We start from the raw sequence: 14994 nt of genomic DNA on the forward strand, positions 1-14994 counted from the left end.
GGCAATTAAGTGTAGAAAATAAAGAGATACCGTTAAATAAGTTGTTCTGGGAAAATATTTTTTAGGTTTTTAAATTTGAGATAAACTAGACTATATCAGGAATATGAAACCCAATAAACTATTCGCACTAATTTTACTTTTATTAAATGGTGTAATTTCTTTTGGACAAAATGCATCCGTAGATTTTGGAACGAATTATAAAGTAACATTCGCTTCCAATAAAATATTAATTAACGGCCAAAACCCATCTAACTTAACGCTTTATAATCAGAGTGCTATAGATTTAGATATTTCTGACGTAAGCCTAAAAGGGTTAGACCTTTATATTTCAACAACCCCAGATTATCCCTTTGTCAATAATTTTCTACAAACAAGCAATGCGGTAGTTAAACGAGGAAAAGACGGAGAAACTGGATCTAGATTTACCATTGATATACTTGCCGCCAAAGAGTCCTCAGGCACAGGAAATGAATTTCATCCGATACTCTATATAAGTTCCAGAAAAAAACCAGGTATATCGAATAAGGTCTATGTTTTTAATAGAGCATCAAATCAAGATTACTACCTAATCAATAATGGGACTTATAAGCGTCAAATACTTCCAAGAAATTTAGTCTCTAATTATGCCAATCAAAAGGGAAATTTCAACTATAACATGATTATCCCATTTAGCTATAGTCCCTTTTTAATTTTCGATGATCTAAATAATGACAAAATTGATGATTTTATCTTAGCTACAAATAATGCTTTTTATAGAGGCAATTTTTTCAATACAGGAGGAATGTATCTCCCATTGTACAAATACTTAACAAAGAATAATGATAACACCTTCAACATCAGAAATGACAATGAGGACATGTCATACCCCAATAGTCAGCCATCTGCTATGTTTCATAATGTAAATCGGGCTTCAATTATTGATCTAAACAATGATGGTAAGAAAGAAATTATCGGCTGGGGTGAAGGATACCATCAATCCCCTGACACGCTTCATCCTGAATTTGCTAAATCAGCAGGATTAAGAGATAACATTGATTTTAAAGGGGATACCGCCTCCGCCTACAACAAGTTAATGTATTTAAAGAAATTAACATTTTATGAAATATCTAATGGCAAATTAGTAGATAAAAGAAACCTAGTACCAGATGGTATTCCTTTATCTGCATCACTGTTTGGAAGCGCGGGGGATATAGAAAAAGACGGAGACAATGACATTATTGTTGTGAGCGATGGCGTTTGGAGAATTGAAAATACAAACTACCAATTTTCATTAACAAAGATTTTGAACTCAGAAGTTGCTGATTTTATGTCAGAGGGCTTTCAAAGACGTATTTCAACGATGCTCCCCTATTTAGTGGACGTTAATCAAGATGGATATGGCGACTTAATTTTTAGTTTAGAAAAATTATCGGGAGCGCACAAGCCAAATCGAATTGTTTATGCCTTAAACAATAAGAATAAAGGATTTGCATTCAATGATCTAAAAGATTTCATTCCTTACAGTGATAATGCTTCAAAGGACAACTACTTAAACTATGTTTTAAGTGACGTTTATGCGGAAGATATCAATAAAAATGGTACGCAAGAAGTTGTTTTTTGCTTTGCCAAAGAATTTTCAACCGTAGGTAATGAAAACCCTTATCCATCCCAGCAATTTTATAGAATAGTCGAAATTACATCTAATGGGACTATTATAGATCAAACCTCTTCCTATTTTGAAGGCACAACAAATAATATCAAAGTCTCTTCCAAAAATGGCGGTAACTTTCAATTTGTAAATATGGACGCTGATCCAGAATTAGAGATAATCCCCTACTTTAATGCCTTAGATCCAACCTATTATCCCTTTTTCCCCAAAGAGGGCTGGTATGGCTATTGGAATAACTATACTGGATTTCAGTATTTTGATTTAGTTAATTCAAAATACCAGATTAAACGTTTAGGTAATTTAATTAGTTACTCCGATGATAACTCAACTGGAAAACCTAATTCCATAAAAATCAATGAAACTTATGCCAATGGTCAATTTATGTTCCATGATTTTGACAAAGACGGAAAGAATGAGATATTACTCACAGGAAATAATACAGATCAACTTTTACAACCAACAGTTGATTTTCAATTCAATTCAAAATTGATTGAACTTAAAGAAAATACTCCAGTCAATTCAAACATAGACACCATCACTGTTAGTAGTCCTATCTCAATTGCTGATTTTACCTTTTCATTAGTTGAACCGAATGACTTCATCGGATTATCAGGAAATAAATTATTTGTGAAAGCCGCGATTGATTTTGAGACAATTAAAACCAAAAAAATAGTCGTTCCCATTAAGGTTACAAATACGCGCTATAATACATTTACCATCATTGAAAGAACATTCAATGTGATGGATGTACTCGAAAATTCAACTCCACAGCCTTCACAAAATAATTTTAGAAATGGGACTTCGCCTTCCACATTCCGCTTTCTAATGCCAGACCAAGCAAATAATGGCTATAACCATATTATGTACCAAACGGAAGGTTTAGATGGATTAAACTATTTTGGCAATAGGCTAGAAGATTATGATCTCGATGGAAAATTCGACATCATGATGAGAGCTAAAGAATATTTAGATGGGGCATGGGATCTACCTTCAGGTAATCCTAGAATTTATCTAAAAGGATCTATTGCATCAGATTACAAATTCACCTTGGAGAAAAAAGATGTCATTCTTGCCGACGGTTCAAAAGTCGTTTATGATTCGTTAAATAGCAAAAAATATGTCTTCAACTATACGTTTCAAGACCCAACACCTCTGAATCAAATTGGTGTTAACAACTTTGATTTATTTTACCAATCAAAAGGTTTAACAAAATATGAAGATTATTATTTCGATAATGATTATTTATGGTTTACGCCTAGAGTATATGAAATCAATAATGGAGTAATCATTGACGTAACCAAAACTAAATTAACCTACTCTGATAATATCAAAAAAGATGTGGTCCGTTTTCTATGGCCACAGGCTAGCTCAACGACTGATATTGACGGAGACGGCGATTTAGATATCATTATAACAGCTAGAAATCTCTTTAATTCAATAGATAATTTTACAAATAACTACGATTCGAATTATCAAAATATCATTGTTTATAAAAACCAAGGCAATGGAACTTTGTTTGCGGACATTATGGACATAAGTAGCATTGGCAACTTCAGTATTCAAGAAGGCAATTTAATGCATGCACTAAATATGGATAATGATGCTGAAAAAGAGGTACTAACTTCTATTTCAAAAGGAAATACATTCACCGCAAACTTAACACCAGATAGAGAGTTTGGCTATTTAGATTTCAATTTTCAGACTAATTCAGTCTCATTCAAGAAAATATTTAATGCCGCAGAGTTCTTAGAGAATCCTAACTGGTCTATTGATCCTAAGGACGTTAGGGTATTGCCAAATAAATCAAATCGTAATTTATTATTGTTCTTCTATAGTGATCAATATGGATCACCTGTACGAAAATTAGTGGGGACAACTAATTTTACTGAGGGAACAACCATGCAATATTTTAGAATTTATGAAGTGGTAAACAAAAATTTAACGAACGTAACCTCTGAATTCTTTTCGAATAATGAAAGTAAGACACTTTCTCTGGACAATAGCGGTAGGGTTTATTTTATCGATGTAGATGGAGATGGGATAACGGATATTTACCCTCAGTTAGGCAGTATGCCTTATCCAGAATTGGGAGGAATAAATCAATTTTTAAAATACCCAAGCTGGAATGGCAAATTCAACACCTTATACTATTTCAAACAGGATAGTCAGGGCAAGTACAAATTGACTGATTTAGCAACCATTGAAAACTTTAATTACCCCCAAAATTTCAAAAGCACTGATTTCAATTTGTTTAATGATAATGGAGAATATACGGTGAATGGAAATACATTGCGCCTAGAATCATTTACTGGATTAAACACCTATTCATTGCACGACATTGATAAAGATGGGAAAAATGAATTACTAACATCATCGCAACCAGATTACTTAAATGTTTACACAAAATCGGACTTAAATTATTCACCTGTTAGTAAATACAAAATTAATGAGTCTAGAATTCAATTCGCTGCGAATCCAACAACTTCATTCGTATCCTTATATGATTTCTCCAAATTAACATTTCCTTCTGATACAGCTTATATAGGTCTTGATTACCGTTTTATCCAGAAATTTGTTGTTAAGGATTCTGCCAAATTAATAACCCATAGACCAGTTTTATTAGAGCCTAAAATAAACAGTAAACCATTCACCTATTTCCCACCTAATTTAGATGCAACTGAAGTCAACAATGTAGAGCACTTATTAGCTATGAATTTCAATTCCAGTATCCCGGATTCGAGTGGAGTTAGCTACACAGTACCTTTTGCATTACCAGTTAAAAATGATATTTACTTAAAAAAGGCGGATATGATTTTAAGTAAAAAGAACATTGCCCCGTTCCCCTTCTCAATTATTACTGAAAACAGGATAGACGGAGGTAATTTCAAAGGTTTTGAATTAACGTTATCTAATTCTGTCGATATCAATTTAAATGAACACCGCGTGAACGGAAATATCATAAATGGATTAAAATATGGATATGAACTTTATGTCAATAAGGTATTGAAAAAAACAGTTGTATTTGATCAGAATCTCAACTACAGCTACGATAATTCGAAAAACAAGACGACGATAACTGGCATAAAAATCCCATTAGAAGGAAATACCTTTGCTAATGCTACCTATAAGGTTTTTGCATTGGACACGTATGATGATAAAATAAAAACCTACGCAACTAAATTGTTCTGCGAGAATGCACCAAAGCCTATCTTAAACACGTCAAAATACAGTTTTTGTGCTAGCGATACACTTAAATTATCCATAACAAATAGTGTAAAAGGGGATAAATATATTTGGTATTTTGGCACAAAAGTGGATACCTTAAATGTAACTGCTAAGTCATTCCTTGAAACACAAAAAGTCTTAATTACTAAGGTGGATAGTTTAGGCTGTGAAACTAAAACAGACAGTTTATCAGTAATTAAATTAGCTGTCGTTGCAACTCCAACTATTTCCAACTCATCTTCACTTACTTTCTGTGCAGGTAATAATGTAATTCTGACAAGTAGCGGAACACCCAATAACCAATGGTTCCTAAATGGAAATGCGATTACCAACTCAAACTCTACTACCTATACAGTTACCTCATCAGGCGTATATAAAGTAAAAGCATCCACCAGTGATTGCAGTAGCGCCTTTAGTTCCGATGTCACCGTTGTGGTTAACCCCATACCACCTACTCCTACAATAACCTTGGATGTTAACGGAAGTCTAAGTTCAAGTGCTTCAAATGGTATTCAATGGTATTTTAATGATGTTAAGATAGATAATGCAACACAGAAAACTATTGTTCCTACTAATAGTGGTAATTATACGGTTAAAGTGATAACTCCTTGCGAAAGTGCAATTAGTAGCCCCTATAATGTAGTGGTCACTTCAGCAGAAGAAACCATTTTAGAGCAAGTTCAAGTAGCCCCTAATCCATTTTCAAATCGATTTAAGGTGAGTTTCCCTGTTGAATTTGGTAAAACTTCACAAGTAAAAGTTCTGGATATGTTAGGGTCTGTTCATTTCAAAAAACAAGCTGTTTCAAATGGTGAATTTATCGATCTCGGTCATTTAAGTGGAGGTAATTATATACTGCATCTCGAATCAAATGACAATTCGAATAAAAAGGCCATTAAAATTAGTAAGGTTCAATAAATAGTATTTCAACTATTTTCCCGACCTTGCCATCCTAAACCCCAAAAAGATGGCCAAAGGCATGAATTCCCAAAAGGCGGCAAAGAAAGAACCCGCTAAAACTCCGAAGGAGAAAAAAGAAGAAAAAAGAGAAAAAAAGAAAGCAGGCTATCAATAGATGGTCTGCTTTTTTCTTTTCCCTGCTTTTCAAGTACTTTTGACGTAGATGAGCTCAAAAGACCCCAAGGTATTTTTCATTACCCCACCTTTTACCCAATTAAATACGCCCTACCCAGCAACGGCTTATTTGAAGGGGTTTATGAATACCCGAGGTTTACCATCCTACCAGGCCGACCTAGGCTTGGAAGTTATATTGCAGCTTTTTTCATCCAGCGGACTTAAGCAGTTATTTGCGCTCATTGAGGATTCTGGCAAAATACTGACTGAAAATAGCCAGCGAATGCTTCGACTAAAACAGGCCTACATTCGCACCATCGATCCAGTTATTTCCTTTTTACACGATAAAAATCCTACCCTTGCCCATGTCATAGGCGAACAAAATTACCTGCCGGAAGCATCGCGTTTTCAGCAAGTAACGGATTTAGAATGGGCCTTTGGAAGTATGGGGGTGCGGGATAAAGCGAGGCATTTAGCCACATTGTACTTAGAAGATATCTCTGACTTGATTATCGATGCGGTGGACCCGTATTTTGGATTTAGCCGGTATGCAGAGAGGCTCGGTCGTTCAGCTTCTACTTTTCATGAATTACACGATGCGCTGAACGCGCCACTTACCTATATTGATGACTTATTAGTGGCTATTTTAGCTGAAAAAATACAAGCTGAACAGCCTGATTTAGTCGCCATCACAGCTCCTTTCCCCGGTAATTTATATAGTGCCCTTCGGTGTGGACAGTGGATCAAAAAACACCATCCTCAGATAAAAGTAGCCTTTGGCGGAGGATATGCGAATACCGAATTACGTTCTTTGCAAGAACCCCGCGTTTTTGAATTTGTTGACTTTATTACGCTAGATGATGGGGAGACGCCTTTGATGAACCTTTTGGAACACTTAAAAGGTTCACGAGAATTAAAAGATTTGAAACGTACTTTTTGTTGCATCGATGGGAAGGTCACTTACCTCAATGGATCAAAAGATTCCGATGTCAAGCAAAAAGACGTGGGCATTCCGGATTATTCAGATCTTAAATTAGATCAATATCTATCGGTCATTGAAATTGCGAACCCCATGCACCGCTTGTGGAGCGATGGGCGCTGGAACAAATTGACGTTAGCGCATGGCTGTTATTGGGGCAAATGTACGTTCTGTGATGTTTCTTTATCCTACATCAAAGACTACGAATTCACAACGGCTCCCCTGTTAGTCGATCGCATGGAGGCAATGATTAAGCAAACGGGAAATAATGGATTTCATTTTGTGGATGAAGCGGCACCTCCCGCCTTAATGCGCGATGTGGCGATTGAAATTATTCGCCGTGGTTTAACGGTGGTTTGGTGGACGAATATTCGTTTTGAGAAGAGTTTTACCAAAGACCTATGTCAATTACTCGTTCGCTCAGGTTGCATTGCCGTTTCGGGTGGTTTAGAAGTGGCCTCAGATCGACTTTTGGAATTAATTGATAAAGGGGTGACCGTGTCACAAGTGGCCCAAGTAGCTGATCATTTTACGCAAGCGGGCATTTTAGTCCATGCCTATTTAATGTATGGATTTCCGACCCAGACCGCACAAGAAACGGTAGATTCGCTTGAAGTTGTGAGACAGTTGGTAGAAAATGGAGTAGTGCATTCTGGGTTTTGGCATCAATTTGCTCTAACTGCACATAGTCCAGTGGGACTGAATCCGGACGCCTACAAAATAGAAATTCTGAATCCTGAACCAGGTAGCTTCGCGAATAACGATTTAGAGCATGCCGATCCTACCGGTACAGATCATGCCCTATTTAGTGAGGGATTAAAGAAGTCATTATTTAATTACATGCATGGCATCGGTTTAGATATGCCGCTTCAGGATTGGTTTGATTTCAAAATTCCACGGACGCAGATTCCTAAAAATTACATTGCTCGCATTTTAAATCAAAAAGAAGATACCTTCCCTAAGGCTACGGCTAAAATTGTTTGGCTCGGGCCTTCGCCTTATTTAGATAAAAAAAGAATTTCTTTCAGTCTAGGAAGAGAAGAAGTAGAATTAGAGGTACCGGAAAAACTAGGAGCCTGGCTCTTGAATACATTACCTACACTATCCCTAGGAACTGAAAAAACAGGAACCTTTGCAGAATTTCAAGCTGCTTATTCTAAAGCTAGCTTAGGTAATTTCGACAAATTCTGGGAAGGAGAAATCGCAGAAGAATTACGGGAGATGGGATTGCTGGTGGTGTAATAATAAAACAAAAAAGCCTCAAATTTCTTTGAAGCTTTTCTCTTAGTTGGCGGTCCGGACGGGACTCGAACCCGCGACCCCATGCGTGACAGGCATGTATTCTAACCAACTGAACTACCGGACCGTCTTGTAATTAGTGGCACAAAATTAGGGAATTTATGCTTTGAAACAATACCTTTGAGTAAAAAAATACGAAAATATGCACGTACCTGCTAGCTATGAATACCCGAATGCGCCGTACTTCGCTGAATATCTGAACTTTGAGGCAGATGAAAATTTGTTCGAGGTGTTAAATAATCAATTCAATGAATTGATTGAAATCTTTGAAAATGCAGGTAATGGCCAAGCAGACAAAGCCTATGCCCCAGGAAAGTGGAGCCTAAAGGGTTTATTAGGCCATATGGTGGATACGGAAAGGATTGTGTCATACCGGGTTTTGGCGATATCCAGAGGCGAAAAAACACCCTTACCTGGTTTTGATGAAAATGAATACCAAGCAGCCTCCGAGTACGAAACACAAGAGGTGGCAGCTATTGTAACGCAGTACAAAGCCACTAGAGCAGCCACATTAGCGCTTTTACATTCCTTCTCAACGAAACATTGGAACCAAATGGGTGAAGCGAATGGCAAAAAAACCAGTGCGAGAGCCTGGGCCTGGATGATCGCTGGACACGAAAAACACCACCTTACGATAATGAAGGAGCGGTATTTAGCCTAAAATACTTAATATTGCACTATGCAATTTTTTAAATACCAAGGTACTGGAAATGATTTTGTGGTGGTGGATGACCGCGAAAAGACTTTTGACTTAAATCAAGAGGCAATTGCGAAACTTTGCCACCGTCGTTTTGGGATAGGGGCCGATGGTTTCATGCTTTTGCAAGAGGCTGAAGCCTATGATTTCAAAATGGTCTATTTTAATGCCGATGGAACCGAAGGTACAATGTGTGGAAATGGCGGTCGGTGTTTAGTCCGCTTTGCAGCTGATCAGGGTATTGTGAAAGAGAAAGCTAGTTTCATCGCGGTAGATGGACCACATTTGGCCTATATCAATCCTGAAACCATCTCGTTGCAGATGATGGATGTGAAAGGTATAGAGCAGCATAACGACGATTATTTTACGAATACGGGTTCACCGCATTTCGTGCGTTTTACAAAGCAGGTGCAGTTTTTTGATGTCAAAAATACCGGTTCAGCGATTCGTTATTCAGAAGCATACCAACCCATCAATGGAACTAACGCTAATTTCGTAGAGAAATTAGATGACCAAACCCTCTTCGTTCGCACCTATGAGCGCGGAGTGGAAGATGAAACTTATTCGTGCGGTACGGGCGTAACGGCGGCGGCTTTAGTAGCTAAAACCTTTCAAAACGTACAAACTCCCATTAAAATTAAAACTCTAGGAGGTGAATTAGCCGTGAATTTCGACGGCGATGCCATCTCTGGATTTACTAATATATTCTTAATCGGACCGGCGAAACACGTGTTTACCGGGACTATATCTGTGTAACATGACCTTGGATTTAACCACTCAACAAAACATCGACCAATGGCTTTCGGGCCCCTACGACGCTACGACGAAAGCGACGATTCAGGAATTAATCGCGAAAGGCGACCAAACGACTTTGACCGATTCCTTTTACAAATCGCTGGAATTCGGAACAGGCGGTATGCGCGGCGAGATGGGAGTAGGTTCGAATCGCATGAACAAATACACGGTAGGCGCAGCCACACAAGGTTTTGCAAACTATTTAAACGCATCTTTACCAGGCCAAAAAATCAAAGTAGCTATCGCCCACGATTCTCGCAACAACTCGCCTGAATTCACGCGCATCGCTGCAGACATCTTCACAGCGAACGGCATTGAGGTTTACTTATTCCCAGCCTTACGCCCTACCCCACAATTATCCTTTACGGTGCGCCACCTTGGCTGCCAAGCAGGAATCGTGATCACCGCATCGCATAATCCAAAGGAATACAACGGTTATAAGGCTTATTGGTCTGACGGATCACAAGTGGTTGCACCGCACGATAAAAACATTGTAAACGAGGTAAATGCGATCACGAGCATTGCTGATATTAAGTTCTCTGGAAACGATACGTTGTTACACCTTTTAGACAGTGCCATCGACGAGGCCTACCTACAAACTATTTTAGTCAACTGCCGCCAGCCGGAGGTGATTAAACGCCAAAAAGACCTCAAAATCGTCTTCTCCCCTATTCACGGAACCGGAATTACCCTAGTACCGCCGGCCTTGAAATTATTAGGATTTGAAGCAGTGACTATCGTAGACGAACAAGCCATTCCGAATGGAAATTTCCCTACGGTGATCTACCCGAATCCGGAGGAGAAGGAAGCTTTGACTTTGGCCTTAAATAAAGCCAAAGAAATCGATGCCGACCTCGTCATCGCCACTGACCCCGACGCAGACCGCGTAGGCGCCGCTGTAAAAAGCCCAGACGGCGAATGGGCCCTTTTGAACGGGAACCAAATGGCCAGCTTAATCCTGTATTACTTATTAAAAGTATCGGATTTAAAGGGCAATGAGTTCGCCGCGAAGACCATCGTGACAACCGACTTAATCGACAAAATGTGTGCCTCTAAAGGCGTACCTTGCTATAATACCTTAACCGGTTTCAAATACATCGCCCAAGTAATCCGCGAATTAGAAGGAAAAGAAAAATTCCTAGGCGGTGGCGAAGAGTCCTACGGCTATTTAATCGGAGATGCCGTGCGCGACAAAGACGCAGTGGCCTCATGTGCCATGATCGCCGAATTAACCGCTTATGCAAAAGACCAAGGCAAATCATTATTCGACTTCCTTGCTGAGATGTATGTAGAAAACAATTTCTACTACGAAGGTCTTATCTCCTTGACCAAAAAAGGAAAAGCTGGCGCCGAGGAGATCAAACAAATGATGATCAACCTTCGCTCAAACGTCCCAGCTACCGTTGCAGGTTCTAAACCAGTTCGCGTATTAGACTACGAGGGTTTAGTTTCGACTGACTTACTAACGGGAGAATCCACTCCTATCAAAGTAGGTTTAGGAATCGAGGCATCAAACGTGATTCAACTAATATTAGCAGACGGATCTAAAGTTTCCGCTAGACCATCAGGCACCGAACCTAAAATCAAGTTCTACGTTTCGGTGAACGCTCCTTTAGCTTCAGCGGCTGACTTTTTTACTGTTTATGCGGAGTTGCAAGAGAAGGTGGGGGTTATACAGGGGGATTTAGGATTGGTTTAGAGTAGAGATTATAGAGTAGAGATAGAAGATTATAGAGTAGAGATTATAGAGTAGAGATAGAAGATTTACGTCTATACTCTTTGCTCTCTTATCTCTACTCTTTTTTTAGGGGCTCAGGCCCCATTATTTATCAGTAAAATGATTAATTAACTAGATTATCAGTTAATTTTCACACTTGCTCCTATTAATTCCAGTGCTTGCTGAACATTTAATTTCTCAAATGATTCAGCGCTGCTATTTTGACACTTCCATATTTGGTGGATTTTTTGATCCAGAATTTTCTAAAGAAACGAAGCAAATTTTTGATCTTATAGCAGAAGGTAAAATTTTGTGCATCTACTCTGATTTATGTGAGGAAGAATTAATTCTAGCCCCAAGTCGAATAAGTAAATTGGTTGAAAAAATCCCTAAAGAATTCAAACAGAAAATTTTAGTAACTCCCGAATGTCTCGAATTAGCAGCCCTTTATATTAAACACAAAGTAGTGGGTTTAACAAGTTTGGACGACTGCATTCATATCGCTACTGCTACTTTATATAGAGTTGACGCACTCCTAAGCTGGAACTTCAAACATATTGTAAACTCAAATAGAATTACTGGTTATAATCACGTAAATTCAGCTTATGGTTATGTTAAAATTCCAATTAAATCCCCTAGGGAAATCATATGAAAAAGGAATTACTAGTAAAGGAAGGTTTTGACACAGTAAAAACATTCCGCCGAATCAAAACAAAAATCAGTCTTGAGATGAAAGATTTGACACCTGAACAAATTATGGCAAGACTAGCAGCAGCTAGTAAGGAGTTTGAATTAAAGTTTGGAGATAATAGATAATAGAGTAGAGAGTAGAGAGTAGAGAGTAGAGAGAGTAGATTTATATCTCTACTCTTTGCTCTCTTATCTCTAATCTTTTTTTAGGGGCTCAGGCCCCATTTTTTATGTATTCAGAAATACTTCATGTAGTCATCTCCGCAGGAGATTCCAACTTTATGCTTTGTGCTTTATTCTTTGTGCTTTAATCTATACTCTCTACTCTATAATCTCTCCTCTCCCCGGGATACAACCTATCAAAATTATCCATAAATTCAGCCAATAAAACCAATAACTATGTTGACTGAATCTCAAATCCATGCCTATAAGCAGGATGGATTTATCCACGTTCCCTACTTTTTTTCTAAAGAAGAAATTGACTTGTTATTTCAGGTTGCGACCGATGACTCCGTGGTTAACCACGCCTTTGATTTGAATGATCAGACGGGCAAGAAAACGAAGCTAACGCTTTGGTTTACGGCTGGAGATGATTCTTTCGGGCTTATGTCCAGGTGTAAGCGCATGGTTACGTCTGTCCAAAGCCTTTTAGGCGAAGGTGAGGTCTGTCATTTTCATTCCAAAGTCATGCAGAAAGAACCACGCGTAGGTGGTGCATGGGAATGGCATCAGGATTATGGCTATTGGTACAAAAATGGGTTTCTATTCCCTGAGTCGATGGTTTCGGTGATGATTGCACTCACGGATGCGACTATCGAAAATGGTTGCCTTCAAGTGTTGAAAGGGACGCATCATATGCAAAGAATAGAACACCATTTTGCGGGGGAACAGCAAGGGGCCGATATGGCCTTTGTGGAAGAGGCGGCTAAGGTTTCGGAACTTGTTTATTGCGAATTAAAGGCGGGAGATGTGCTGTTTTTTCATCCTAATTTACTGCATAGATCGGAGGCAAATTTATCAGATAATGCCCGCTGGTCAGTCATATCAGCCTATAATATAGCTTCAAACAAACCTTTTTTGGAGAAAAATACATCCTGTATAACGCCCATCAGCATAGTGCCTGATGAGGCAATTTTAGAAAGTGGAAAAAAAGCAGTTATCGGGGCTGACTTCCTGGCTAAAGAAGAAGAGATCACGTTAAAAATCAATAAATAATGGCAAAAGTATGTATTCTAGGTGGTGGTTTCATCGGTCGATTTTACGCTGAATCCCTATGTGGTAGACGTAGTAAAGATAGCGTCACAGTGGTTTATTCTAGGAAAGAAGCCACAGCTTCTCGTTTTGCAAAGGATTATGACGTTCCTCATTACTGCACAGAGATGGAGGATGCCATTGCACATCCGGAATCTGAATTTATTGTTATTGCCTTACCTAACTATTTGCACGAAGAAGCGGTCATGCTTTGTGTGAAACATAAAAAAGCGGTTTTGTGTACAAAACCTTTGGGCCGAACGGCTGAAGAAGCGCTGAGAATGACCTTAGCATGCGAGAAAGCGGGTGTTTTCGCCGGGTATTTAGAAGACTTGTGTTATACGCCTAAGTTTTTAAAATCGGTTAAAAGTGTGGAGGACGGGGCGATAGGAAGAGTTCTTTGGGCTAAATCCAGGGAGACACATCCTGGCCCGCATGCTGATTGGTTTTGGGATATGGACAAAGCAGGAGGTGGAGCCGTGGTCGATTTAGGCTGTCATTGCATTGAGATTGCGCGTAATTTTATAGGTAAAGATGTGCTTCCCGTAGAGGTTATGTGCTGGGCAGATACGCAAGTGAAGCCCATTGATGCAGAGGATCATGCGATTGGTTTAGTCAAATATGAGAATGGAGCCATCGGTCAGTTCGAAGTTTCGTGGACGTTTAGAGGCGGAATGGACTTGCGAGATGAGGTAATGGGAACGGAAGGGACTATTTGGGTTAATTCATTTTTGCGTACCGGATTTGAGATGTTTACAAGTGGAAACACGGATAATTATGTGGCTGAGAAAGCCGAAACAAATGTGGGCTGGCAGTTCCCAGTTGGTGACGAAGCGCATGAACTAGGCTACCCTACGATGTTCAATGATATGTTTGATGCGTATGAAAAAGGTATACAGCCGCGCGAAACTTTTTATGATGGTTACGTAGTCAATGCAATTATTGATGCAGCGTATAAATCGGCAAAAACCAAGCTTTGGGAACCCGTTCAACTACCGGAGTGGCGCGGGAAAAGAGGACTTTCAAAGCCATCCGTTTACCAAGCATACGATGAAAAGCATTGGCTCATCAAAGAAGAAATTCTTCCGAATGGAGATAAAAAAATTATTCTGAAAGATAAATCAACCGGCGTAATTTCTGAAATAGCCCTGCTTGCCTAAGCTAATTTAAACTCACTCGTAAAGTGAAATTCAATCTCCGGATTGTTCGTTTGATTCATGCGAAGAATCCAGTCAGATTCAGCTAAGAAGACGTAGTTGCCGTCTTTGTCTTGGGCGATGTTTTGGCCCTTTAGGCGGACGAATTCTTGTAATTTCTTCGGATCCTCAGAGGTAATCCAGCAGGCTTTAGTAACAGACATACCGTCGAAGCGGCACTTCGCACCATATTCATGCTCTAAACGGTATTGAATTACTTCGTATTGAAGTTCTCCTACCGTACCCACTATCTTGCGATTTCCGAGCTGCGGTTGTAAGAATAATTGGGCCACTCCTTCATCGGTTAATTGATCGATGCCTTTTTCGAGCTGTTTGGCCTTCATCGGATCGAGGTTAATTAACTCCTTAAAAATTTCTGGAGAGAAAGAGGGAATACCTTGGTAGTTCAAAACTTCCCCTTCA

The 14994-nt window shown here is 39.0% G+C and carries 9 protein-coding genes, 1 tRNA gene and 1 pseudogene; 9 read left to right on the forward strand and 2 right to left on the reverse strand.

The window, feature by feature from the left end; genetic code table 11:
• Positions 1–103 precede the first annotated feature (103 nt).
• Entirely contained in the window at positions 104–5791 is a 5688-nt protein-coding gene (locus ACILP5_RS07855) for a T9SS type A sorting domain-containing protein (RefSeq protein WP_395618109.1), read from the forward strand.
• 205 nt (positions 5792–5996) lie between these two features.
• Complete coding sequence (locus ACILP5_RS07860) at positions 5997–8168, forward strand: B12-binding domain-containing radical SAM protein (RefSeq protein ID WP_395618110.1); 2172 nt, start codon at positions 5997–5999, stop codon at positions 8166–8168.
• A 47-nt stretch (positions 8169–8215) separates the two neighbouring features.
• Here ACILP5_RS07860 and ACILP5_RS07865 read toward each other — a convergent pair.
• Positions 8216–8292: transfer RNA gene (locus ACILP5_RS07865), tRNA-Asp, on the reverse strand.
• Between the two features lie 75 nt (positions 8293–8367).
• Here ACILP5_RS07865 and ACILP5_RS07870 point away from each other — a divergent pair.
• From ACILP5_RS07870 to ACILP5_RS07900, 7 genes are all read left to right on the forward strand, one after another.
• On the forward strand, positions 8368–8886 hold the full coding sequence (locus ACILP5_RS07870; protein WP_395618111.1) for a DinB family protein: 519 nt from the start codon (positions 8368–8370) through the stop codon (positions 8884–8886).
• 18 nt (positions 8887–8904) lie between these two features.
• Positions 8905–9678, forward strand: coding sequence for a diaminopimelate epimerase (dapF, locus tag ACILP5_RS07875; protein ID WP_395618112.1), 774 nt, complete (start codon positions 8905–8907; stop codon positions 9676–9678).
• A gap of 1 nt (position 9679) precedes the next feature.
• Positions 9680–11416, forward strand: coding sequence for a phospho-sugar mutase (locus ACILP5_RS07880; protein ID WP_395618113.1), 1737 nt, complete (start codon positions 9680–9682; stop codon positions 11414–11416).
• Between the two features lie 220 nt (positions 11417–11636).
• The gene (locus tag ACILP5_RS07885; protein WP_395618114.1) at positions 11637–12086 is read left to right on the forward strand and encodes a hypothetical protein; all 450 of its coding nucleotides are present in this window, start codon (positions 11637–11639) and stop codon (positions 12084–12086) included.
• Positions 12083–12250: a hypothetical protein gene (locus tag ACILP5_RS07890; RefSeq protein ID WP_395618115.1), complete on the forward strand. Its 168-nt coding sequence runs from the start codon at positions 12083–12085 to the stop codon at positions 12248–12250. Before ACILP5_RS07885 ends, ACILP5_RS07890 begins: the two co-directional genes overlap by 4 nt.
• Positions 12251–12523: 273 nt before the next feature.
• Complete coding sequence (locus ACILP5_RS07895) at positions 12524–13339, forward strand: phytanoyl-CoA dioxygenase family protein (RefSeq protein ID WP_395618116.1); 816 nt, start codon at positions 12524–12526, stop codon at positions 13337–13339.
• Entirely contained in the window at positions 13339–14535 is a 1197-nt protein-coding gene (locus ACILP5_RS07900) for a Gfo/Idh/MocA family protein (protein WP_395618117.1), read from the forward strand. The genes ACILP5_RS07895 and ACILP5_RS07900 overlap by 1 nt, the downstream gene beginning before the upstream one ends.
• On the opposite strand, the pseudogene prfC reads toward ACILP5_RS07900, so the two are convergent.
• Positions 14532–14994: pseudogene (gene prfC, locus ACILP5_RS07905) on the reverse strand (peptide chain release factor 3); the annotation flags it as partial. The gene ACILP5_RS07900 and the pseudogene prfC sit on opposite strands and share 4 nt — an antisense overlap.

The sequence above is a fragment of the Aquirufa sp. genome (genome assembly GCF_044239315.1).
Taxonomy (GTDB): Bacteria; Bacteroidota; Bacteroidia; order Cytophagales; family Spirosomataceae; genus Aquirufa.

What these genes read in the sequence shown, in the direction of transcription:
- ACILP5_RS07860 (WP_395618110.1), top strand. Translation starts at nt 5,997, where the DNA reads ATGAGCTCAAAAGACCCCAAGGTATTTTTCATTACCCCACCTTTTACC.
- ACILP5_RS07880 (WP_395618113.1), top strand. Translation starts at nt 9,680, where the DNA reads ATGACCTTGGATTTAACCACTCAACAAAACATCGACCAATGGCTTTCG.
- dapF (WP_395618112.1), top strand. Translation starts at nt 8,905, where the DNA reads ATGCAATTTTTTAAATACCAAGGTACTGGAAATGATTTTGTGGTGGTG.
- ACILP5_RS07890 (WP_395618115.1), top strand. Translation starts at nt 12,083, where the DNA reads ATGAAAAAGGAATTACTAGTAAAGGAAGGTTTTGACACAGTAAAAACA.
- ACILP5_RS07895 (WP_395618116.1), top strand. Translation starts at nt 12,524, where the DNA reads ATGTTGACTGAATCTCAAATCCATGCCTATAAGCAGGATGGATTTATC.
- ACILP5_RS07870 (WP_395618111.1), top strand. Translation starts at nt 8,368, where the DNA reads ATGCACGTACCTGCTAGCTATGAATACCCGAATGCGCCGTACTTCGCT.
- ACILP5_RS07855 (WP_395618109.1), top strand. Translation starts at nt 104, where the DNA reads ATGAAACCCAATAAACTATTCGCACTAATTTTACTTTTATTAAATGGT.
- ACILP5_RS07900 (WP_395618117.1), top strand. Translation starts at nt 13,339, where the DNA reads ATGGCAAAAGTATGTATTCTAGGTGGTGGTTTCATCGGTCGATTTTAC.
- ACILP5_RS07885 (WP_395618114.1), top strand. Translation starts at nt 11,637, where the DNA reads ATGATTCAGCGCTGCTATTTTGACACTTCCATATTTGGTGGATTTTTT.